At 58.5% G+C, this 21,971-nt stretch carries 19 protein-coding genes and 1 other RNA gene; 14 read left to right on the top strand and 6 right to left on the bottom strand.

What is annotated here, in order from left to right; all coding sequences use genetic code 11:
- Nucleotides 1-35: 35 nt before the first annotated feature.
- Nucleotides 36-1,964, bottom strand: coding sequence for a molecular chaperone DnaK (gene dnaK, locus K3F44_RS15935; RefSeq protein WP_101322169.1), 1,929 nt, complete (start codon nucleotides 1,962-1,964; stop codon nucleotides 36-38).
- Between the two features lie 100 nt (nucleotides 1,965-2,064).
- Nucleotides 2,065-2,619 carry a nucleotide exchange factor GrpE gene (gene grpE / locus K3F44_RS15940; RefSeq protein ID WP_220632554.1) on the bottom strand — a complete coding sequence of 185 codons (555 nt, stop codon included), beginning with the start codon at nucleotides 2,617-2,619 and terminating at the stop codon, nucleotides 2,065-2,067.
- A 193-nt stretch (nucleotides 2,620-2,812) separates the two neighbouring features.
- On the opposite strand from grpE, the gene recN reads away from it, so the two are divergent.
- A complete protein-coding gene (gene recN, locus K3F44_RS15945; protein WP_220632555.1) occupies nucleotides 2,813-4,483 on the top strand; it encodes a DNA repair protein RecN in 1,671 nt (556 codons plus the stop codon).
- Between the two features lie 175 nt (nucleotides 4,484-4,658).
- Here recN and fur read toward each other — a convergent pair whose 3' ends face one another.
- The gene (gene fur / locus K3F44_RS15950) at nucleotides 4,659-5,063 is read right to left on the bottom strand and encodes a ferric iron uptake transcriptional regulator (protein ID WP_101322172.1); all 405 of its coding nucleotides are present in this window, start codon (nucleotides 5,061-5,063) and stop codon (nucleotides 4,659-4,661) included.
- 97 nt (nucleotides 5,064-5,160) lie between these two features.
- Here fur and K3F44_RS15955 point away from each other — a divergent pair, with 97 nt between their 5' ends.
- Nucleotides 5,161-5,691: an outer membrane protein assembly factor BamE gene (locus K3F44_RS15955; protein ID WP_101322173.1), complete on the top strand. Its 531-nt coding sequence runs from the start codon at nucleotides 5,161-5,163 to the stop codon at nucleotides 5,689-5,691.
- Nucleotides 5,692-5,760: 69 nt separating this feature from the next.
- Here the strand turns inward: K3F44_RS15955 and K3F44_RS15960 are convergent, their stop codons facing one another.
- A complete protein-coding gene (locus tag K3F44_RS15960; RefSeq protein WP_101323113.1) occupies nucleotides 5,761-6,195 on the bottom strand; it encodes a type II toxin-antitoxin system RatA family toxin in 435 nt (144 codons plus the stop codon).
- 163 nt (nucleotides 6,196-6,358) lie between these two features.
- Here K3F44_RS15960 and smpB point away from each other — a divergent pair, with 163 nt between their 5' ends.
- Nucleotides 6,359-6,841 (top strand): SsrA-binding protein SmpB, encoded by a 483-nt coding sequence (smpB, locus tag K3F44_RS15965; protein WP_101322174.1) that lies wholly within the window; start codon nucleotides 6,359-6,361, stop codon nucleotides 6,839-6,841.
- 159 nt (nucleotides 6,842-7,000) lie between these two features.
- On the opposite strand, the gene K3F44_RS15970 is transcribed toward smpB, so the two are convergent.
- Nucleotides 7,001-7,768 (bottom strand): FCD domain-containing protein, encoded by a 768-nt coding sequence (locus tag K3F44_RS15970; RefSeq protein WP_188036683.1) that lies wholly within the window; start codon nucleotides 7,766-7,768, stop codon nucleotides 7,001-7,003.
- 457 nt (nucleotides 7,769-8,225) lie between these two features.
- Here K3F44_RS15970 and K3F44_RS15975 point away from each other — a divergent pair, with 457 nt between their 5' ends.
- The 9 genes from K3F44_RS15975 (at nucleotide 8,226) to K3F44_RS16015 (ending at nucleotide 17,766) form a co-directional block, all read left to right on the top strand.
- Complete coding sequence (locus K3F44_RS15975) at nucleotides 8,226-9,896, top strand: lactate permease LctP family transporter (RefSeq protein ID WP_220632556.1); 1,671 nt, start codon at nucleotides 8,226-8,228, stop codon at nucleotides 9,894-9,896.
- Nucleotides 9,897-9,965: 69 nt separating this feature from the next.
- On the top strand, nucleotides 9,966-11,111 hold the full coding sequence (lldD, locus tag K3F44_RS15980) for an FMN-dependent L-lactate dehydrogenase LldD (RefSeq protein WP_101322177.1): 1,146 nt from the start codon (nucleotides 9,966-9,968) through the stop codon (nucleotides 11,109-11,111).
- 75 nt (nucleotides 11,112-11,186) lie between these two features.
- Nucleotides 11,187-13,997 (top strand): FAD-binding and (Fe-S)-binding domain-containing protein, encoded by a 2,811-nt coding sequence (locus K3F44_RS15985; RefSeq protein ID WP_220632557.1) that lies wholly within the window; start codon nucleotides 11,187-11,189, stop codon nucleotides 13,995-13,997.
- A gap of 352 nt (nucleotides 13,998-14,349) precedes the next feature.
- On the top strand, nucleotides 14,350-14,622 hold the full coding sequence (locus K3F44_RS15990) for a hypothetical protein (RefSeq protein WP_220632558.1): 273 nt from the start codon (nucleotides 14,350-14,352) through the stop codon (nucleotides 14,620-14,622).
- On the top strand, nucleotides 14,619-14,879 hold the full coding sequence (locus K3F44_RS15995; RefSeq protein WP_150572266.1) for a DUF3077 domain-containing protein: 261 nt from the start codon (nucleotides 14,619-14,621) through the stop codon (nucleotides 14,877-14,879). The genes K3F44_RS15990 and K3F44_RS15995 overlap by 4 nt, the downstream gene beginning before the upstream one ends.
- Before the next feature lie 105 nt (nucleotides 14,880-14,984).
- Nucleotides 14,985-15,278 (top strand): hypothetical protein, encoded by a 294-nt coding sequence (locus tag K3F44_RS16000; protein ID WP_101322181.1) that lies wholly within the window; start codon nucleotides 14,985-14,987, stop codon nucleotides 15,276-15,278.
- A 107-nt stretch (nucleotides 15,279-15,385) separates the two neighbouring features.
- Nucleotides 15,386-15,777, top strand: a transfer-messenger RNA (tmRNA) gene (gene ssrA / locus K3F44_RS16005).
- 238 nt (nucleotides 15,778-16,015) lie between these two features.
- Entirely contained in the window at nucleotides 16,016-16,264 is a 249-nt protein-coding gene (locus K3F44_RS16010; protein WP_220632559.1) for an AlpA family transcriptional regulator, read from the top strand.
- Nucleotides 16,261-17,766: a YfjI family protein gene (locus K3F44_RS16015; RefSeq protein WP_220632560.1), complete on the top strand. Its 1,506-nt coding sequence runs from the start codon at nucleotides 16,261-16,263 to the stop codon at nucleotides 17,764-17,766. The genes K3F44_RS16010 and K3F44_RS16015 overlap by 4 nt, the downstream gene beginning before the upstream one ends.
- Nucleotides 17,767-17,928: 162 nt before the next feature.
- Here K3F44_RS16015 and K3F44_RS16020 read toward each other — a convergent pair whose 3' ends face one another.
- Nucleotides 17,929-18,783, bottom strand: a complete 855-nt coding sequence (locus K3F44_RS16020; RefSeq protein ID WP_220632561.1) for a hypothetical protein — start codon at nucleotides 18,781-18,783, stop codon at nucleotides 17,929-17,931.
- 1,691 nt (nucleotides 18,784-20,474) lie between these two features.
- On the opposite strand from K3F44_RS16020, the gene K3F44_RS16025 reads away from it, so the two are divergent.
- Both K3F44_RS16025 and K3F44_RS16030 read left to right on the top strand, forming a co-directional pair.
- Nucleotides 20,475-20,813, top strand: a complete 339-nt coding sequence (locus K3F44_RS16025; protein ID WP_220632562.1) for a hypothetical protein — start codon at nucleotides 20,475-20,477, stop codon at nucleotides 20,811-20,813.
- Nucleotides 20,814-20,963: 150 nt separating this feature from the next.
- Entirely contained in the window at nucleotides 20,964-21,971 is a 1,008-nt protein-coding gene (locus tag K3F44_RS16030; protein ID WP_220632563.1) for a hypothetical protein, read from the top strand.

A 21,971-nucleotide genomic window follows, 5' to 3' on the forward strand; every position in this document is an offset into this window, starting at 1 on the left:
CAAGCGGCGCTGAGCTGGCCGACAACTAGCAGGGATTACTGCTTGTTGTTGTCTTTCACTTCTTCGAACTCGGCGTCAACCACGTCATCGTGCTTGGCTTCCGGCTCGGCTTGCTGCTGGGCGCCGCCCTGAGGCTGTTCAGCCGACTGCTCGGCGTACATCTTCTGGGCAACTGGTGCGGAGACCTTGGACAGCTCTTCGACCTTGGCGTCGATGGCAGCCTTGTCGTCGCCTTTGACAGCGGCTTCCAGAGCAACCACAGCAGCTTCGATCGCGGTTTTTTCTTCCGCGGTCACTTTGTCACCGGCATCGGCGACCATTTTGCGAGTCGAGTGGACCAGCGCGTCACCCTGGTTACGGGCAGCGGCCAGCTCTTCGAACTTGCGGTCTTCTTCGGCGTTGGCCTCGGCGTCACGCACCATGCGCTCGATCTCTTCGTCGGACAGACCGGAGTTGGCCTTGATCACGATCGACTGAGTCTTGCCGGTGGCCTTGTCTTTCGCGCCGACGTGCAGGATGCCGTTGGCGTCGATGTCGAAGGTCACTTCGATCTGTGGCACGCCACGTGGTGCTGGTGGAATGTCGGCCAGGTCGAATTTACCCAGCGACTTGTTCTGACCAGCCTGCTTACGCTCACCTTGAAGCACGTGAATGGTCACGGCGTTCTGGTTGTCGTCGGCAGTCGAGAACACCTGCGACTTTTTGGTCGGGATGGTGGTGTTCTTCTCGATCAGCGCAGTCATCACGCCGCCCATGGTTTCGATACCCAGGGTCAGCGGGCTGACGTCCAGCAGCAGTACGTCTTTGACGTCGCCGGCCAGTACCGCGCCCTGGATAGCAGCGCCCATGGCAACGGCTTCGTCCGGGTTGACGTCTTTACGTGCTTCTTTACCGAAGAAATCGGTAACCAGCTTCTGTACCAGCGGCATACGGGTCTGGCCGCCGACCAGGATCACGTCGTTGATCGCGCCAACGTCGATACCGGCGTCTTTCAGAGCGATGCGGCAAGGCTCGATGGTGCGCTGCACCAGGTCTTCAACCAGCGATTCCAGCTTGGCGCGGGAAATCTTCACGTTCAAGTGCTTAGGACCGGTCGCATCTGCAGTGATGTACGGCAGGTTGACGTCGGTCTGCTGGCTCGAGGACAGCTCGATCTTGGCTTTTTCAGCGGCTTCTTTCAGGCGCTGCATCGCCAGCGGGTCACCTTTGAGGTTCATGCCGCTTTCTTTCTTGAACTCGTCGACGAGGTAGTCGATCAGGCGAATGTCGAAGTCTTCACCACCGAGGAAAGTGTCACCGTTGGTGGCCAGTACTTCGAACTGGTGCTCGCCGTCGACTTCGGCAATTTCGATGACCGAAACGTCGAAGGTACCGCCGCCCAGGTCATAAACGATCACGGTGTGATCGCCCTTGGCCTTGTCCATACCGTAAGCCAGCGCAGCTGCGGTTGGTTCGTTGATGATACGTTTTACGTCCAGACCTGCGATGCGGCCGGCGTCTTTGGTGGCCTGACGCTGGCTGTCGTTGAAGTAGGCCGGAACGGTGATGACCGCTTCGGTAACTGGCTCGCCCAGGTAGTCTTCGGCGGTTTTCTTCATCTTTTTCAAGATTTCAGCCGAGATTTGTGGCGGTGCCATTTTCTGGCCGTTTACTTCAACCCAGGCGTCGTTGTTGTCAGCCTTGACGATCTTGTACGGGACCATCTGAATGTCTTTCTGCACGACTTCTTCGTCGAAGCGGCGACCGATCAGACGTTTTACCGCGTACAGGGTGTTGTGCGGGTTGGTGACTGCCTGGCGCTTGGCCGACTGACCGACGAGGATTTCGCCGTCGTTGGCGTAAGCGATGATCGAAGGGGTAGTACGCGCGCCTTCGGCGTTCTCGATAACCTTGACGTTACCGTTTTCCAGGATGGAGACGCACGAGTTGGTGGTCCCCAGGTCGATACCGATGATTTTGCCCATGTTAACTCTCCCGAAACTGAATTAGCTGGCAGCGGCTACATTGGCCAACTGCGGTAATACTTGAATGCTTGACACTAAGATGGGGTCACCCAAACAGATTTCAAGCCTGTTCGTTGATCGAAGGTTGCGCTGCCGCAGGCGCCTTGCTGACCACCACCATGGCAGGGCGCAGCAGACGGCCGTTGAGCATGTAGCCCTTCTGGAACACCTTGAGCACGCTGTTCGGCTCGACCTCGGCGCTCTCTTGCATGGCCATCGCCTGGTGATGTTCGGCGTTGAACGGTTCACCGTGCGGGTCAATGGCTTCGAGGTTGTAGCGCTTGAGGGTGTCGCTGAACATCTTCAGAGTGAGCTCGATACCATCGCGCATTGGCTTGATGGTTTCGTCGTCGGCGCTGGACAGTTCCAGGCCGCGCTCGAGGCTGTCGATTACCGGCAGCAGGTCGCTGGCAAACTTCTCCAGGGCGAACTTGTGCGCTTTCTCGACATCCTGTTCGGCACGACGACGCACGTTCTGCAGGTCGGCAACGGCGCGCAGGGATTGATCCTTGGCCGCGGCCAGCTGCTCCTCGAGCACCTGAACACGGGTACCGAGATCCTCAGAACCTGCTTCTTCGGTGTTTGGGGTGTTTTCGTCCAGCTGTTCGTCAGCCATTGGGTATCTCCTCCGCAATTTCTGTTGTGCGAGCCTTGCTCGCTCCGTTGACGGCTATATGGGGTCGGAAAAATCAGCTTCAAGGGCTGAGGCGGTTTTCCATGGGCGCGAAAGCAATCTACCAATGGATATTGTCAGGCAGGCAAAAAGCACTGTATAAATATCCAGACCTGACCTTTCGGGAGCCGCCCTCATGCTGGTGCACCTGTCCATCCACAACTACGCCATCGTCGAACACCTGGACCTCGAGCTGTCTCGCGGCATGAGTGTGATTACCGGTGAAACCGGCGCGGGCAAATCGATTATGCTCGACGCCCTCGGCCTGGCCCTGGGCGATCGCGCCGACAGCGGCGTGGTCCGCCCCGGCGCCGACAAGGCCGACATCCTCGCCACCTTCGACCTGGTCGACATTCCCGAGGCCAGCGTCTGGCTCAAGGAGCGCGACCTCGACGGCGAAGGCCTGTGCATCCTGCGCCGGGTGATCACCGCCGAAGGCCGCAGCCGTGGCTATATAAATGGCACGCCCTGCCCGCTCGGCGACCTCAAGGCCCTCGGCGAACTGTTGATCGACATCCACAGCCAGCATGAGCACCAGTCGCTACTGAAAACCGACACCCACCGCCGGCTGGTCGACGAGTACGCCGGTGCCAGCGACCTCTCGCGCCAGGTGCAACTGGCGGCGCAGCGCTGGCGGCAGACCCGCCAGGAGCTGGAGCGGCTGTCCAACTCCGGCGACGAACAACGCGCCCGGCAACAGCTGCTGAGCTATCAGCTGGAAGAACTGGACAACCTCGCCCTCGGCGAAAACGAGCTGGAGCAACTGGAGCAGGAACACAAGAGCCTGACCAACGCCGAAGCCCTGTTCGGCATCTGCCGCCAGGTCATTGATCAATGCAGTGAGAGCGACTCGGGCAATGTGCTCAATGCCCTGACCGCCAGCCTCAACCGCCTCAGCGCGGTAACCGGCGGGCCGAAGGCGCTGGACGAAGCGGCGACCATGATTGCCAGTGCGCAGATCCAGGTAGAAGAAGCGGTCGGCGAGCTCAATCGCTTCCTCGACAACTTCGACGCCGACCCGATGCGCCTGCAAGCGCTGGAAGAGCGCCTCGACACTATTTATACGTTGGCGCGCAAACACCGCGTGCACCCGACCGAACTGCCGCACCTGCAACAGCGCTTGATGGAAGAGCTTGAAGGCCTCAACGCCAGTGACGAGTCACTTGAGCGCCTGGGTGAAGAGCTGGCCGCCTATGCCCAGCACTATCAAACCAAGGCCCAGGAGCTCAGCGCCCTGCGCAAACAGGCGGCTGCGCAACTGGCCACGGCGGTCGAGCAGGAAGTGCAGCGCCTCGGTATGCCGGGTGGGCGTTTCTGTATCGAGCTGAACCCGTTTGAAAGTGCCGAGCCTTCGCCGCATGGCCTGGAGCAGATCGAACTGCTGGTCAGTGCCAACCCAGGGCAGCCGCTTAAAGGTTTGGCCAAGGTAGCCTCCGGTGGTGAGCTGTCGCGGATCAGCCTGGCGATTCAGGTGATCACTGCGCAGACCTCGCGGATTCCGACTTTGGTGTTCGACGAAGTGGACGTCGGTATCGGCGGGCCCACTGCGGAAATTGTCGGCCAGTTGCTGCGCCGACTTGGCGAACGCGGGCAAGTGCTGACCGTGACCCACCTGCCACAGGTGGCGGCGCAAGGGCATCATCATCTGTTTGTGCACAAGGTGCGTGACAGCGAAACCACGCACACGGCGGTGGCCAGTCTCGGCAAGCGTGAGCGGGTTGAGGAAGTGGCGCGGATGTTGGGCGGGATTGACCTGACCAAAGAATCGCTGGCGCATGCGCGCAAGATGGTCGTTACCAGCAAATAAGTGATTGGGGCCGCTGCGCGACCCTTTCGCGACACAAGGCCGCTCCTACAGATGACCGCGTGCTTTCTGTAGGAGCGGCCTTGTGTCGCGAAAGGGCCGCAAAGCGGCCCCAAAAACACAACTGGCGGGCACGACCTCGAAAGATCGCCCCGCCAGCCGTCAACGATCTAAATCGTTACCGCTTCTTACGCACATAAAGAACCAGATTATGGTCCACGAGCTCAAAGCCATGCTCGGCCACGATCTCTTTCTGGCGCTTTTCGATTTCCGAATCGAAGAACTCGATGACTTCGCTGGTCTCCACGTTGACCATATGGTCGTGGTGGCCGCCATCAGCCAGTTCAAACACCGCGTGGCCGCCGTCGAAGTTATGACGAACCACCAGGCCCGCTGCTTCGAACTGGGTCAAAACCCGGTAAACAGTGGCCAGACCGACGTCCTCGCCAGCCTCCATCAGCGCCTTGTAGACATCCTCGGCACTCATGTGTCGCTGCTCGGTAGAATCGAGCATCTGAAGGATCTTAACTCGAGGCAGTGTCACCTTGAGACCAGCTTTACGTAGTTCGCTATTTTCAACCATGGTCAGCTTTCTCGCCGATGCTGCTTCGCAGCTTCTCTTAATACGGGTATGATCGGGGTTTACGTTGTCCAGCCAAGATAGTGGAAGTCGCCCACCGATGCAAAAGTCCAAGCTCTTGCTAACCAGCCTCACCCTAGTGGGACTGCTCGCACTCGCCGGTTGCTCGTTTCCCGGGGTTTACAAAATCGACATCCAGCAGGGCAATGTCGTCACGCAGGACATGATAGACCAATTACGCCCGGGAATGACCCGTCGGCAAGTAAGGTTTATCATGGGCAACCCGCTGATTCAGGATACTTTCAACACCAACCGTTGGGATTATCTCTACAGCTTGCAGCCTGGTGGCGGTAAACGTCAGCAAGAGCGCATGAGCATCTTCTTCAATGAAGGTGATCAGCTGGTCAGTCTGTCCGGTGACTTCATGCCTGGCGTCAGCCGAGATCAAGAGATCCTCGGTGGCAGCGGTGATACTACCGTCAGCCCGGACGCTCAGCCTGGCCAACCCACCCAGCCAGAAGAAAAACCAGCTCGTCGCGGCTCGACCGAAGAATCGATCCAACGCGAAATCGACACCATCGAAGCCACACCGGTGCCGACCCCAGCTCCGCTGGATACCAATCCGCAGTAAGCAGATTGGCTCCAAGAAAAAGCCCGAACCTAGGTTCGGGCTTTTTTGTGCCTGCGCTTTGCCAAATCGTCAGCCGTTGAGCTGCTTGGCTCGCTGGCAGAAGGCATCAACCAGAGTATTCGCGGCCTGGTTGAACAGCGGCCCGAGGGTGGCGCGCACGATCGGCCCGGCATAATCAAACGACAGGTCGAGGCTGATCTTGCAGGCCTTGTCACCCAGCGGCTTGAACACCCACACGCCGTGCAACTGGCTGAACGGGCCTTCTTCAAGGTTCATCTCGATCGACTGCCCCGGCACCAGCACATTGCGCGTAACAAAGTGCTGGCTAAGCCCGCCTTTGGCCACTTCCAGTTTGGCGCGCATGCTCGTCTCGCTGCTCTCGAGCACCGTCGAGGCCGAGCACCACGGCAGAAATTCTGGGTAGCTGGCGACGTCATTGACCAGGTCATACAGCGCCTGGGCAGGGTACGGCAGCAGGGCAGAGCGTTGAATATGGGTAGTCATCCAGGCATCGATTCCAAGGCTGGGCGGCAGCACTTCGCAGCTCACCGAAAACAGGTTCTGTGGGTTACACAGTGTGTCCATTGTCCGGGATTCACCCGGCAGGCTCAAGCGCACCGAAAACCCCGTAGCCGACAACGCCATGACTGCCTATAATGCGGCCCCTATGGCTAAGCAAAAGAAACATCCGACCGGGACCATCGCGCAGAACAAGAAAGCGCGTCACGATTACTTCATCGAACACAAGTTCGAGGCCGGGCTGGTCCTGTCCGGTTGGGAAGTAAAAAGCCTGCGGGCCGGTAAGGCACACCTGACTGACAGCTACGTGCTGCTCAAGGACGGTGAAGCCTGGTTGTTCGGTTGCCACATTGCGCCGCTGACTGCCGCCAGCACCCACGTCATCGCTGACCCGATCCGCACCCGTAAACTGCTGCTGAACAAGCGCGAGCTTGAGCGCGTGCACGCTGCCGTGGCGCAGAAAGGCTACACCTGTGTGGCCTTGTCGCTGTACTGGAGTAAGCACCTGATCAAGTGCGAAATCGCCCTGGGCAAGGGCAAGAAGGAATTCGACAAGCGCGACACCGAGCGCGAGCGCGATTCCAACCGCGAGATGCAGCGGGCTGTGCGCAACAAAGGCAAGGAAGACTGATTCCTCGTTGATTTGTGGTGGCTGCTTTGGGGCTGCTTTGCAGCCCTTCGCGGGCAAGCCCGCTCCCACAGGGCACTAAGCTGCACTCAGATACCTGTGGGAGCGGGCTTGCCCGCGAAGGGCCGCAAAGCGGCCCCAGCCATCTCAAGCCAAACCCCATCACCGCCCACTGCGCCGCTCCGCCCGCGCCACCCGATGCGCCTCCTCCTGCGCCTCTTCGAGCACCTCCTGCACATACAGGATATGCCGGCTCGACACCTCCCTAGCCTCCTCCGCCCTACCCTCAACAATCGCCTGATACAGCTCGCGGTGCTGCCCAATCAACATATCCCGCGTCTCGCTACGCTGCTGATACATCCCGCCAATGTTGGTCACCACATTGCGCTTGAGCAAATCAAACAAGCCACGAATAGTGTGCAGCAACACCGCGTTATGGCTCGCCTCGGCAATCGCCAGATGGAACCGCGCATCCGCCGCGCCCTCCTCCGCCCGGCTCACCTCGGCCTTGCGTGAATAACAATCCTGCAGCTCATCGAACGCCGCCTTGAGTCGCTCACGGTCAGGTTCGGTCGCCCGCTGCGCCGCATAAAACGCACACGACGCCTCCAGCGTATGGCGAAACTCGAGCAAGTCTCGCTGCGCCTCCGGGCTGTGTTCAAGCAGCTGCAGCAGCGGGTCACTGAAGGTTGCCCCCAGCGACGCCGCCACATAATTGCCGCCACCCTGGCGACTCACCAGCAGCCCCTTGGCCACCAGCTTCTGGATCGCCTCGCGCAGCGATGGCCGCGACACGCCGAACTGCTCGGCCAGGGCGCGCTCGGCCGGCAGGCGCTGACCCGAGGTCAAGGTACCTTCAAGGATCATCCCTTCCAGGCGCTCGACAATGTCGTCGGACAGGCGCCGTTGGCGAACCTGATCAAAAACCATCACTTACTCTCCACAAACCCTCGCACACACAGCGAGGCCTACTATTTTGGCCTATCCAGGCTGCGCTCACACGTATCAGTTGCGTAATAAAAGCTGGGTATTCGTATGCCGCGCTGGCTTTGGTGCAAGCGAGCATCGCTGGGGGCGCTACGCACCCCTTTCGCGACACAAGGCCGCTCCTACAGTTGACCGCGCTGTCTTGGCGTTGCGCGGTCGGCGTAGGAGCGGCCTTGTGTCGCGAAAGGGCTGCAAAGCAGCCCTAGCACCCTCAAGACAAACGCAACGCCCAAAAACACCCCAACCCCAAGCCATTCATCGACATTCCACCAAAGTACAAGCCGAGACAAATTGACACAGGCCCAGCTGCGCTTTTAACCTAGCATCCGCACATTGTAAATTGGTCTTACCAATTACCCAGTGCCAGTGCTGACCAACAACAATTAGGGGCCAACCCATCATGCAAACCTGGCAACAAATCTATAGCCCATTGGGCAGTCTTGGCCTGTCCGCGCTGGCGGCAGTGATCCCGATCGTATTTTTCTTCCTCGCCCTGGCCGTATTCCGCCTCAAAGGCCATGTGGCCGGCAGCATCACCCTCGGCCTGTCGATCCTGGTCGCCATCTTTGCCTTCAACATGCCGGTCGACATGGCCCTGGCAGCTGCCGGTTATGGCTTCCTCTACGGCCTGTGGCCAATCGCCTGGATCATCGTTGCCGCGGTGTTCCTGTACAAACTGACGGTCAAGAGCGGCCAGTTCGAAGTGATCCGCAGCTCGGTGCTGTCGATCACCGACGACCAACGCCTGCAAGTGCTGCTGATCGGCTTCTGCTTCGGCGCCTTCCTTGAAGGTGCCGCCGGCTTCGGCGCACCCGTGGCAATCACTGCTGCCCTGCTGGTCGGCCTGGGCTTCAACCCCCTCTACGCCGCCGGCCTGTGCCTGATCGCCAACACCGCGCCAGTCGCCTTCGGCGCGCTCGGCATCCCGATCATCGTCGCCGGCCAGGTGACCGGTATCGACGCCTTCCACATCGGCGCCATGACCGGCCGCCAGCTGCCGCTGCTGTCGCTGTTCGTACCGTTCTGGCTGGTGTTCATGATGGACGGCCTGCGCGGCGTCAAAGAAACCTGGCCTGCCGCCCTGGTCGCCGGCCTGAGCTTCGCCGTGACCCAGTACTTCACCTCCAACTACATTGGCCCAGAACTGCCCGACATCACCTCGGCGCTGGCCAGCCTGATCTCGCTGACCCTGTTCCTCAAAGTCTGGCAGCCAAAACGCTCGATGGCCGTAGCCCAGGGCAGCGTCGGCGCCGCCGTGGTGCAGTCCAGCGGCAGCCAGCCAACCCCGTACAGCTTCGGTGAAATCTTCAAAGCCTGGTCGCCGTTCCTGATCCTCACCGTGCTGGTAACGATCTGGACCCTCAAGCCATTCAAGGCCGCGTTCGCCCCCGGCGGCGCGATGTACAACTTCGTCTTCAACTTCGCCATCCCGCACCTCGACCAGCTGGTGATCAAGACCGCGCCGATCGTTGCAGCCCCAACCGCCATGCCAGCGGTGTTCAAGCTCGACCCGATCTCCGCCACCGGCACCGCGATCTTCCTCTCGGCACTGGTCTCGATGTGGGTGCTGAAGATCAACTTCAAAACTGGTATTACCACTTTCAAAGAAGTGCTGTGGGAGCTGCGCTGGCCAATCCTGTCGATCGGCATGGTGCTGGCGTTCGCCTTCGTCACCAACTACTCCGGCATGTCCTCGACCATGGCCCTGGTCCTGGCCGGCACTGGCGCAGCGTTCCCGTTCTTCTCGCCGTTCCTCGGTTGGCTGGGCGTGTTCCTGACCGGCTCGGACACCTCGTCCAACGCCCTGTTCAGCTCGCTGCAAGCCACCACCGCGCACCAGATCGGCGTCAGCGACACCCTGCTGGTAGCGGCCAACACCAGCGGCGGCGTGACCGGCAAGATGATCTCGCCACAATCGATCGCCGTGGCCTGCGCCGCGACCGGCCTGGTTGGCAAGGAATCGGACCTGTTCCGCTTCACCGTCAAGCACAGCCTGTTCTTCGCCACCATCGTCGGCGTGATCACCCTGGTGCAAGCCTACTGGCTCACCGGCATGCTGGTTCACCACTAAAGTGACAGGGGCCGGGCGCACTCGACTGCGCCCGGCAGCCACCCCTCACCACCTTTGCAGCGAGCATCCATGATCATTTCTGCCTCCACCGATTACCGCGTCGCGGCCCAGCGCAAGCTGCCACCGTTCCTGTTCCACTACGCCGACGGTGGCGCCTACGCCGAATACACCCTGCGCCGCAACGTCGACGACCTGGCCAGCATTGCCCTGCGCCAACGCGTGCTCAACAACATGTCCGAACTCAACCTGCAGACGCAGCTGTTCGGCGAAACCCTGAGCATGCCGGTCGCCCTCGCCCCGGTCGGCCTGACCGGCATGTACGCCCGCCGCGGCGAAGTGCAGGCCGCCCGCGCCGCCGCCGCGCACGGCATCCCCTTCACCATGTCGACCGTCTCGGTGTGCCCGATCGAAGAAGTCGCCCCGGCGATCGACCGGCCGATGTGGTTCCAGCTGTATGTGTTGAAAGACCGCGGCTTCATGCGCAACGCCCTCGAGCGCGCCAAGGCCGCCGGCGTTAAAACCCTGATCTTTACCGTCGACATGCCCGTCCCCGGCGCGCGCTACCGCGATGCCCACTCCGGCATGAGCGGCGCCAACGGCCCGATGCGCCGCGTGCTGCAAGCCATGACCCACCCACAGTGGGCCTGGGACGTCGGCGTGATGGGCCGCCCGCATGACCTGGGCAACATCTCCACCTACCGCGGCAACCCCACCGGCCTTGCCGACTATATAGGCTGGCTGGGCAACAACTTCGACCCGTCGATCTCGTGGAAGGACCTTGAGTGGATCCGCGAATTCTGGGACGGCCCGATGATCATCAAAGGCATCCTCGACCCGGATGATGCCCGTGATGCGGTCAAGTTCGGCGCCGACGGCATCGTCGTCTCCAACCACGGCGGCCGCCAGCTCGACGGCGTGCTCTCCAGCGCCCGCGCGCTGCCGGCGATTGCCGATGCGGTCAAGGGCGACATCAAGATCCTCGCCGACTCCGGCATCCGCAGCGGCCTCGACGTGGTGCGCATGATCGCCCTCGGCGCCGACAGCGTGCTGATCGGCCGCGCCTTCCTCTGGGCGCTGGCCACCCACGGCGAAGCCGGGGTGAAAAACCTGCTGGCCCTGTTCGAAAAAGAAATGCGCGTGGCCATGGTGCTGACCGGCGCCAAGTCGATCAGCGAAATCAGCCGCGACTCGCTGGTCCGCGAACTGGGCGCCTGACGCGCCCTACCCCACACCGCCTGATTGCCCGGGGCACGTTGCGCCACAGATGCGACGGCCCCGCGAGGAGATTGCATGAGCCTGCCTGCCGCGTTCCTCAGAGATGCCGAGCGCCTGATCCCCGCCAACCGCCGCTTCAGCGACCCGACCTCAACCCTGGCCTTTGGCACCGACGCCAGCTTTTACCGGCTGATCCCCCAACTGGTGGTGCGCGTCGAATCAGAAGACGAAGTGGTCGGCCTGCTACAACTGGCCCAGCGCGAACGCGTGCCGGTAACCTTCCGCGCCGCCGGCACCAGCTTGTCTGGCCAGGCCCTCAGCGACTCGGTGTTGATCGTGCTCGGCGACAGCTGGAACGGCAAGGAAATCCGCCGCCAGGGCGAGCAGATCCGCCTGCAACCCGGCGTCATCGGCGCTCAGGCCAACGCCTGGCTGGCCCCGTTTGGGCGCAAGATCGGCCCCGACCCAGCTTCGATCAACGCCTGCAAGATCGGCGGCATCGTCGCCAACAACGCCAGCGGCATGTGCTGCGGCACCGCGCAAAACACCTACCACACCCTCGCCGGCCTGCGCCTGGTGCTGGCCGACGGCACCCGCCTCGACAGTGAAGACCCAGCCAGCGTCGCCGCCTTCGAGCAAAGCCACGGCGCCCTGCTCGCCGAGCTGGCCCGACTCGGCCAGGAGACCCGCGCCAACTCTGAACTGGCTGCGCGAATCCGCCACAAGTACCGCCTGAAAAACACCACCGGCCTGTCGCTCAATGCCCTGATCGACTACGACCAGCCGCTCGACATTCTCCAACACCTGCTGGTCGGCTCCGAAGGCACCCTCGGCTTTATCAGCGCCGTGACCTACGACACCGTGCTCGACCACCCGCACAAAGCCTCGGCGCTGATCGTCTTTCCCACCGTGGAAAGCTGCTGCAAGGCCGTCACCGTGCTCAAGAACCAGCCGGTGTCCGCCGTCGAGCTGCTCGACCGCCGCAGCCTGCGCTCCGTGCAGAGCAAACCCGGCATGCCGGTGTGGGTCCGCGCCCTGTCGGACAACGCCTGCGCCCTGCTGATCGAGTCCCGCGCCGCCAGCCAGACGCTGCTGCACGAGCAACTCGAGCTGATCATGGCGTCGATTGCCGAGTTCCCGCTGGAGCAGAAGGTCGACTTCAGCGAAGACCCGACCGTGTACAACCTGCTGTGGAAAATCCGAAAAGACACCTTCCCCGCGGTCGGCGCCGTGCGTCAGACCGGGACTACAGTCATCATCGAAGACGTCACCTTCCCCGTCGAAGTGCTCGCCGAAGGCGTCAACCGCCTGATCCAGCTGTTCGACAAACACGGCTACGCCGAGGCGATCATTTTCGGTCACGCCCTGGAAGGCAACCTGCACTTCGTCTTCACCCAAGGCTTCAACAACGCCGCCGAAGTCGCCCGCTACCAGGCCTTCATGGACGACGTCGCGCAACTGGTCGCCGTCGAATTCGGCGGCTCGCTCAAGGCCGAGCACGGCACCGGCCGCAACATGGCGCCCTTCGTCGAGCTGGAATGGGGCAAAGACGCCTACCAACTGATGTGGCAACTCAAGCGCCTGCTCGACCCCAACGGCATACTCAACCCCGACGTGGTGCTCAGCGAAGACCCGGATATCCACCTGAAAAACCTCAAACCGCTGCCCGCGGCCGACGAAATCGTCGACAAGTGCATCGAGTGCGGTTTCTGCGAACCGGTGTGCCCGTCCAAAGGCCTGACCCTCAGCCCCCGCCAGCGCATCGTCATGTGGCGCGACATCCAGGCGAAAAAGCGCGCCGGCGAAGACGTGCGCCAACTGCTGCGCGACTTCCAGTACCAAGGCATCGACACCTGCGCCGCCACCGGCCTGTGCGCCCAGCGCTGCCCGGTCGGCATCAACACCGGCGAGCTGGTGAAAAAGCTGCGTGGCCAAGCCGCCGACCACGGCAAAACCGCCGACTGGCTTGCCGAGCACTTCCAGGCCACCCTGCGCGGCGCCCGCTTCACCCTCGCCGCCGCCAACGGCGCCCGCAAACTGCTCGGTGCGCCGCGCCTCGCACGTCTCAGCGCCTCATTAAGTAAAGCCAGCAACGGCCGCCTGCCGCAGTGGACCAGCGCCATGCCGCAACCGCTGCGCGCCATCGACTTCGGCCCGGCCAGCAACGACGCCCGCCCCCGCGTGGTGTACCTCGCCGCCTGCGTGTCGCGGGTGATGGGCCCGGCCTACGCCGATCGCGAACAAAGCTCGCTGCTGGACAAAACCCAACGCCTGCTGGAAAAAGCCGGTTACCAGGTGGTATTCCCCGAAAACGCCGACAGCCTCTGCTGCGGCCAGCCATTTGCCTCAAAAGGTTACGCCGAGCAGGCCGAACACAAGCGCCAGGAGCTGATCAACGCCCTGCTGCTGGCCACCCGCGGCGGCATCGACCCGGTGTACTGCGACACCAGCCCGTGCACCTTGCGCCTGGTGCAGGACCTTGGCGAAACCCGCCTCGACCTGTACGACCCGGTGCGCTTCATCCGCACCTTCCTGGTCGACCGACTGGAGTTCACCCCGCAGGAGGAGCCGGTGGCGGTGCACGTCACCTGCAGTACCCAGCACCTCGGTGAAAGCCAGGCGCTGATTGACCTGGCGCGGCGTTGCAGCAAGCAGGTGGTGATCCCCGAGGGGATTCATTGCTGTGGGTTTGCCGGCGACAAGGGCTTTACCACGCCGGAGCTGAACAACCATGCGCTGCGCAGTTTGAAGGATGCGGTGCAGTACTGCAGCGAGGGGATTTCGACCAGCCGTACGTGTGAAATTGGGCTGTCGAGCAATAGCGGGATCGACTATCACGGGTTGGTTTATCTGGTGGATCGGGTGACTCGGGCGCGGGTGATCTGAATCTGGGGTCGGCGGTGTCTGGTTGCGGGTTTCCGTAGGACATTTCCGAACCTGAAACCAAATGCTTCTGGATTGGGGTCTTGGGAATTATCCTACGGGCGCTGACGCCGTTTCGCTGTTGTTGATCTTGGCCATCAGGGCTAATTTCCTCGGGTCGCCATTTTCAGGCGACAAGGGTGTGAGAGCCCGGGATGGTCGGTAGCACTGCAATGGCAGCCGCAATGCGGGCAGGCTTCGGTCTGGCCGGATTTTACCGATCTTTGCCGGTCTCTCACCCCGCATTCGGCTGCCACCCAATTCTGTGAGAGGAATCTACTTGGCAGCTCCTGATGACCTAGATCGGTAAGGTGCCATGAAAAAATTAGTTCCAGATCCGCCCCGCTTCAAAATGCTCAACAACCCCTTCTTCTCGCTTCACAACGACCTGCCCACGCCCGACGCGCTCGCTCATTCCAGCGAACTGCTACGCGGTGTAATCGAGACCATCGACGAGCACTGCCGCCATCACGCCGGCGAGCCCGGCCTGAACATGCTCAGCAACGCCGCCCACGCCGCTGAAACCGCCCGCGCCCTGGTCGAACACGTCATGCGCCGCGCCACCGTTGAAGAAGGAGCGCCGCAATGACCCACGACCTTGACAGCTGGACCACCGTTGGCACCGAAACCTGCCACGACCTCTACCGCATCAAGCCCGGCGTGCACGTCGAGCGCGCCTTCCAGGAACTGTCCGCGCTACTGAGCATGGTCCGCCACCTCACCCAGCAAGCCGACAAAAACGACGACCCCGTCGCCCTCGAAGCCGCCCGCTACCTGAGCGCTCTAGCCCGAGCCCTCGGCACCGACATAGAAAGCGGCAAAGCCCTACGCGACGCGATCCAATAACGACAGCCATGTCAGCAGGCCAGCATTTGCATTGAACCCTCGCGGAAACCGCGCAGTCCATCTTTACAGGCCCGCCTTCCAGAGGCCTTCCAGAAGGAGACACCCATGAAAGGTACTGCGCTTTCCGCTCTCTTCGCGGCTGCCACACTGCTGGCCTCGCCAGCGTTTGCTGCCGACGACCTCTGCGCGATCAACCTGCAGAAAATCGACGACAGCATGGCCACCGCTGGCGCCACCTCCGAAGGCCTCGACAAAACCCTGACCGAGCACGTCGACAAAGCCAAGGCCGCCCAAGCCAGCGGCGACACCAAAGAATGCATCACCATCACCAGCAAAGTGCTCCAGCGCCTCGAAAAGACCGACAAAGGCAGCGGCACCGCTGGCGGCAGCGGGACCTAAGCAACACGCGGCAAACGGACGACGGCACCCGCAGTCGACGTCGTCCGCATAAAGGCGTATACTCCGCCTTGCGTGCTGAAAAGCACGCTCAGCTCTAGAGCTGAGTTGGGGCCGATTAGGATTCGACGCCGGTCGCGAAACTCTAGGTGCATGCCGAGTTGGTAACAGAACTCGTAAATCCACTGTTGCAACTTTCTATAGTTGCCAATGACGAAAACTACGAGGGTTACGCTCTCGCTGCGTAAGCAGCTGAGCCCGCTCTCCTGGTAGCTTCGGCTCCAGCAATCACTAGGGGATGCCTGTAAACCCGAAGTGATTGTCATACAGAACAGGATCGTCGTGTAGCACGTTGGGGGCAAAGCGACTAAAACTTACCCAACTCGTCCAAAGCACCCTGCCACTCGGGCGGCTGCGGATTAACTTAGTTGAGATGGCTACGCATGTAGTACCGACAGCGGAGTACTGGCGGACGGGGGTTCAAATCCCCCCGGCTCCACCAAACACGTTAAACAAATCAGGCACTTAGCGAATCTCGCAAGTGCCTTTTTTGTGTCCAAATGGGCTGTTTTGGCTGGGGAATGCCAGCTTTATGACAGCCTCCCTGCCCGCGAAACCTATCCTCGGCTGCCTCAACATCCGGCAAAGCGTTTTCCGACGTTTTTCCGGTTTGAAATCGCGTCCCAGAAGTCTGTAAGGGTTATTAAATATGTGTCCGGCTTACACACAGAGACCCAAGCATGCCGACACATGCCCACAAGAAATACCTGATCAACAACACCTCTCTGCAGCAGTGCTTTGACAAGAGCCGCTCCGGCCTTGAAAAGCTGCGCGAAAGCGACCCCAGCTTCCCTCGCCCTATCAAATTTGGCCCGAGCAAACAGGCTGGCGTTTACTTCGTAGTTGCGGAGGTGGAGGCCTGGCTGGAGAGCAAGATCAGCGAGCGTGATGGCGTCACTCAGGATCTCTCCGAGAGAGATGAGCAATGACCACGCACGAGCAGATGCCGCCCTTCTTGGCAGAGATGCCCGAGCCGGCACTTACCTCATATCTGAGTCTGGAAATTGCGCCAAAGCCGCTCCCGAGCGGGCTGTCTCGGGTCACGCCCTGGCGTGACGAGCTATTGCCAGCCGATCTGCGGGAGTATGTACGCGATGTTGCTGAACGCACCCAGTGCCCACCAGACTTTATTGGGGTCGCACTTGTGGTTGCTGCCAGCGCTGTGGTGGGTCGCAAATTTACCATCCACCCGAAACAACACGACGACTGGATGGTCGTCCCCAATCAATGGGGCGTCATCATCGGTCGGCCATCAGCGATGAAATCGCCAGCACTCAAACAGGCATTGCGCCCACTGCATGCCCTGGAGTCCAGGGAGCGAAAACAGTACGGCCTGGCTGAGGCTGAGCACAAGGCCAGAAGCGAGCTGCTCGAAATGGAGCGCAACGCCGCCAAGGTCAAGGCAAAAAAACTTCTCGGTAGCGGTGACAAGAACGCAGCTTTGGCGGAACTGAACAGACTTTCCAGCGACATGCAGGCTCCAGTCCTGCGCCGGTACATCGTCAACGACTCATCTGTCGAGAAACTCGGCGAACTGCTCAACGAAAACCCCAACGGCCTACTGCTTGTGCGTGACGAGCTGGGAGGCTGGCTGGCGACGATACAGAGCGAGGACGGTTCTGTTGCGCGAGCGTTCTACCTGGAATGTTTCGATGGCAACGGCTCATTCACCTACGACCGCATTGGGCGCGGCACCATTTTCATCGAGTCGTGCTGTTTATCCTTGATCGGCGGCACTCAACCGTCACGAATCGCATCGCTGGTGCGCGCCGCGATCAGCGGCGAATTGGATGACGGCCTGATTCAGCGCCTGCAACTCGCCGTTTATCCCGACGATGTCCACGAATGGCGTCTGGTGGACCGCTGGCCGAACAAAGCCGCCACTGAGCGTGTGGATTGGGTTATCGAGCAGCTCGACCAAATACCCGATGAGCCTCGTTCTGCACTCAGGTTCAGCCCGGAGGCTCAGGAGATATTTAACGCTTGGTATACCCGTCACATGCAGGAAAGCCGGAGGGAAGAATTACATCCAGCATTGCAATCCCACTTCCTAAAGATGCCGCAGACCATTGCCGGATTAGCACTTCTATTCGAGCTTATCGGCGGAGGACAGCAAGTGGTCAGTGCAGAGGCTGCTAGCCGAGCAATTGGCTGGGCGGACTACCTGATGAGCCATGCACAGCGGTTGTACGGTGCAGCAATTAACGCCCCACTACTGGGGGCCCGGTTGCTCCTGGAACGTCAGCAGAAATTACCCGAGCCGTTTACCGCACGAGAGGTGCGCCAGAAGGACTGGACGGGATTGGGCTCGCAGGACGCCGTGAATAATGCGCTCGCAATTCTGGTTGAACACGACTTCATCGTTGGCTACGAGGTTGCCGGTGAGAAAGGTGGCCGCCCATCGACGCGATATGTCTGGCGAAATACATAGCCTCGTCCCAGCTTATTTACTCAAAAGGCCGGTAGGTAGCCCCACCATGGTTGGGAGGAATAATCTGCACTCTTGATAGAGGCACCTTTACACGAATTCAGCATGCAAAAATATGAAATTGCCAGCGGCGGCTAACGGCCAGAAGCAGCCATTCGATTTGGATTAGATCCTGAGTAAATCTTTGATGTCAGCAGGAAGATCTTCTTCTATACGCTGCATAACATTTTCCTTATTAAATTTTTCTATCCTACGCAAAATAAACTCTATGGTCGCAATTTTTTTGGCTGAGTTTTTCACAGTAAACGATTCCGTATCCTGACCATGCAGTATAGGGTTGCGCTCATTATAAAGTTCATCACAAAAGTAGGAGATGAAGTGCTTGTCAAACAGATCACCAAGGCCGGTTTGCTTTAAAAGGTTACCAATCGTAAATTTCTCCATCGTCTTCCCAGAGGCTAACAAGAGGACTGAACACTCATCATCGTGATAGATTTTTACATCCGCGATATGATTGTACTCCCTAGAGAAATCCCACAGCACACCTTCGATAATTGTAAGCGCAGTGCAGACAGCAGCAGAGTATATTTTTTGCTTGAAGCAGGCTAGAACATCCTTGACTACGTGGGATCTAGAACACAATACATGAGACATTGGATGAGTTAAGTACGTGCTGGATAAAAGCTCACTGAGGTTTTCGAATTTTCCATCTATATAGCTTGAGGCGAAAACCCCAGATATGTCGCCCCCACCCTTAAATATCTCAAATAGCATTCGCCCTGTTGTTGTAGGTAAATTATTTACATACCACTTCAGTGGAAATGATTCCCAGCAGCCATCTAAATGAATGAGCTGTATAAGTTGAAGCTTAGGATTTGTAATTATTGCTGCAGCCAAACTAAGATGATCAACTTCGCTAATCTTCGTTCTCAGCAGCGCAGGAGTCAGGCGTAAAAGAATGGGGCTATGCTCGTGAAGAAATAATAGGTCATCTATGATTTTAAGATGCTCCTTTTGCATATTGCTCGCTTTCGATATGCAATTCTCCAGCATTAAATTGGCTTTTTCTGGGTTTTTTCTTTTTAGTTTTTTAAAGTTTGATGCGGCATTAGAAAGTAAACCCCCTTATTAATCTCCCTTTCTTTATGTGCAAATAATTTCTAGTGTAATTCAATTGAATGCTATATGCTTCACTTAATTCCTGCTTGATTGCCCCGTTTGCTTCGCTTTCTTTCAGCAGGGTATGTATTTTTTGATATAATATGCTTGAATTAAGTTTCTCAACATCATATTCAGATGCAAATGTAATGCACGGTATGATACTAAGCAGGGCTTCCCTGTCTTCGTCGTGCAACCCATCCAAGAACTTCCTTTTTTTTTGATCTGCGACATAGTCTCCAATCACATTGAAGCTAGCCAGTTGCTCATTCGACAAGGACTTTAGTAACTTCCTGTTTCTTCGTACGCTCTTTCTATTCATGCTACTCAACAAAGCCTTTAGGTATATTTCTTGGATATTTGATGTCAAAACCATCAAGCCTGAGCGGTAAATAAGACTCCATCTGCGTTGGTGGCGCTTTGGCTGCAGACTGCAAGCTTTACCACATTATACGTAAGTGGCGCTTTGCCGGTACTGTGCGACTGCAGCACCCTAGAAAGTAGAGGTTTTGCTAAAGGCTGGCCGGCTGCAATGGGTCGTTAGCTGTCGGTCTAGAGCTGCTGCTTATGGACGGTTTCTGCCTATCGAACTATGCAACGATCACGGATCCAGCCCACCGTCGTCATCTGTTGCGCATTCATTAAACACGCCCTCTCGCTCAGCTAGTAGGTCGTCATGTGTCGCTCATTTGTTGTCGCTGTCCCGTCCTGATGCTCAGTTGTTATCCGTTGTTGAATTACTGCTGCCACATGGCACATTGCGAAGGGTGGGAGCCCTGAAATCGTAGCACTGCAGCGACGACACCTCTTCACGACACCCCTTACCTGAGCAACAACACCCCTTCACGACACCCCTTACCTGGGCAACAACACCCCTTCACGACACCCCTTAACCTGCACAAGACACCCTGAACAACCTGAAACCCAGCAACCATGCGGGTTGTAGCCGCAACACCTCTTCACGACACCCCTTACCTGGGCAACAACACCCCTTCACAACACCCCTTAAACCTGTGCAAGACGACCTGAATAACCTGAAATCCAGTAAACATGCGGGTTATAGCGGCAACACCCCTTCACGACACCCCTTCGCCAAAAATCCACAGATTCCCTCTATGTGAGGTGAACCGTCAGACTCCCATAAGCAATAGAGGTGGTGTGAGCATGTTTTTTGAACTCGTGTCGCGCAGCGGATAGGAGCGGTGCGCCGGTAGCTCTGGAATTTAATCAGCCAAGTGCCGGAGGGAGGGGGGTTGAGGTGGAAGAAATTCTTGGGATTGGCACAACAGGTGAGAAGCTGGATTCCGTGCAAATTTATAGCCCAGAAGGAGCAAGACATGGACACTATTGAGCTACTGGTTTACGCGGTCATTGGCGTAATCGGCACGTTGGGATTGGCGGCGGTGATTGGCTACAAGGTCGCGGATCATCTCGATAAAAAACGTCACACCGACTGACCTTGCAGGCACCTGCAGGCCCGCATGGCGGTGGCTTGGGATTCACCAGCGCTCGGGTAATGTTCAGTCATGTGCCAAGTCCAGCAGGTTCACGTCATGAGCAAAGTTGAGTGCCAGTGCTGCAAGAAGATGATGGTTCCAAAAGTGGTCACCAGCGCGCCGTTCTACATCAGCGGAGTACCTGTGGGTGGTCGTGACCCGGAGTCGTCCGTATGCCCATTCTGTCTGTCGCCGAAGTGGATGCTCACCGAACATCAGGCCCTGACTGCCGGCAAGGCCAATGCCGAGTTCTACGGCCTTATGGTTCTCGCCCTGGTGAACATCGTTGCGTTCCTCCGTTTCGGCGAACTGGCGGGTGGTTTAGCGCTTGCGGTGTCAGTCACAACCGTTTTCATGCGCGCCAAAATGATTCGAGCACTGCGCCGTCGCCTGTGACGTTAAACGAGCCAGTGCAATCCAGGCGACCTGAATACCGCCAGGGTAGAATTCGTACGGATGCCACTGCTGCTCAACTGCACGTAGAACTGCTTCGCTAGCTGCGTCTACAATGTCTGGCCTACCCGTATATCAATGGATAGGTATCGAATGGACAGTGTGCGGGATATCGAGGAGCGCATGATTAGCTTCCTCCAAAGCCAAGACCACGTGACGCCTCTCGACGGTCATGTTGCTCAGCCTGATGGCGTCAAGATCGCCGATTATCTGTTTTTCAACAGGCAAGCGGTTGTCGAACTCAAAACGCTTAAGATTGATCCGAAAGATAAGATTTTGGATGGTGCCAAATCGCTAATGGAGTCTGACGATTTTCCGCTGATCTTTGGCGACTATGACCTTGAAACCGCGATGAAGAACACGCGGGGAGGGCAAGAACATCTGGACAAAATTTTTTCTAACGCAACTAGGATGGTTGAGGGGGTGCTTAGAAATGCCAAACAACAGATTGCCTCATCCAAAAGGCTATTGAGCCTTGATCCCGACACCCCAGGGATCGCGCTCATATTGAATGACACCGTTGAAAGCATTCCTGCCTCTCGGCTCGCTGACAGGTTCAGCTCCCGGCTTACCGGTGATGGCAAAGATCCGGGCCGGTTCTCGGAGATTGATTTTATAATTTTGATCCAGACTACCTACCGGCTACAGCAAGGTGGTGGCAGATCGACGCGCCTGCCGACCTTTATTATAAGCAATCCCTTCAATGCTCATCGCCATCATAAAATTGAGCAAGAAATTCAGTTTTTCCTGCAAGCTTGGGCGCGCTCGCAGGGTCACAACTTTGAAAGTACGAGCGAAACCTCTGGCCTCCAATTTGAGCACAACCACGGTCCTCGGCCTGACCCTCAGTCTTTACAGGAATTGGTAGAAGCACAGTACCGGGCACGCAGGTATATGAGCGAATGGAGCGAAGAGAGACTAATTGCTCATGGCAAGGATGTGATTCAGAAGATGCTCCCAATATTTCTCATAGACGCAGAAAAGCCTTCAGAAGCCGACTCTCATCTGTACATAAAGCAATTTACGGAGCTGCTTGAGGAAGGTCGGATACGGGGGTTTGACTTGAGGAAAGTATTGAAAGAGATCCCTAGGGCCAGATAG

Origin of the sequence: Pseudomonas sp. S07E 245 (assembly GCF_019599025.1) — a bacterium.
Taxonomy (GTDB): Bacteria; Pseudomonadota; Gammaproteobacteria; order Pseudomonadales; family Pseudomonadaceae; genus Aquipseudomonas; species Aquipseudomonas shirazensis.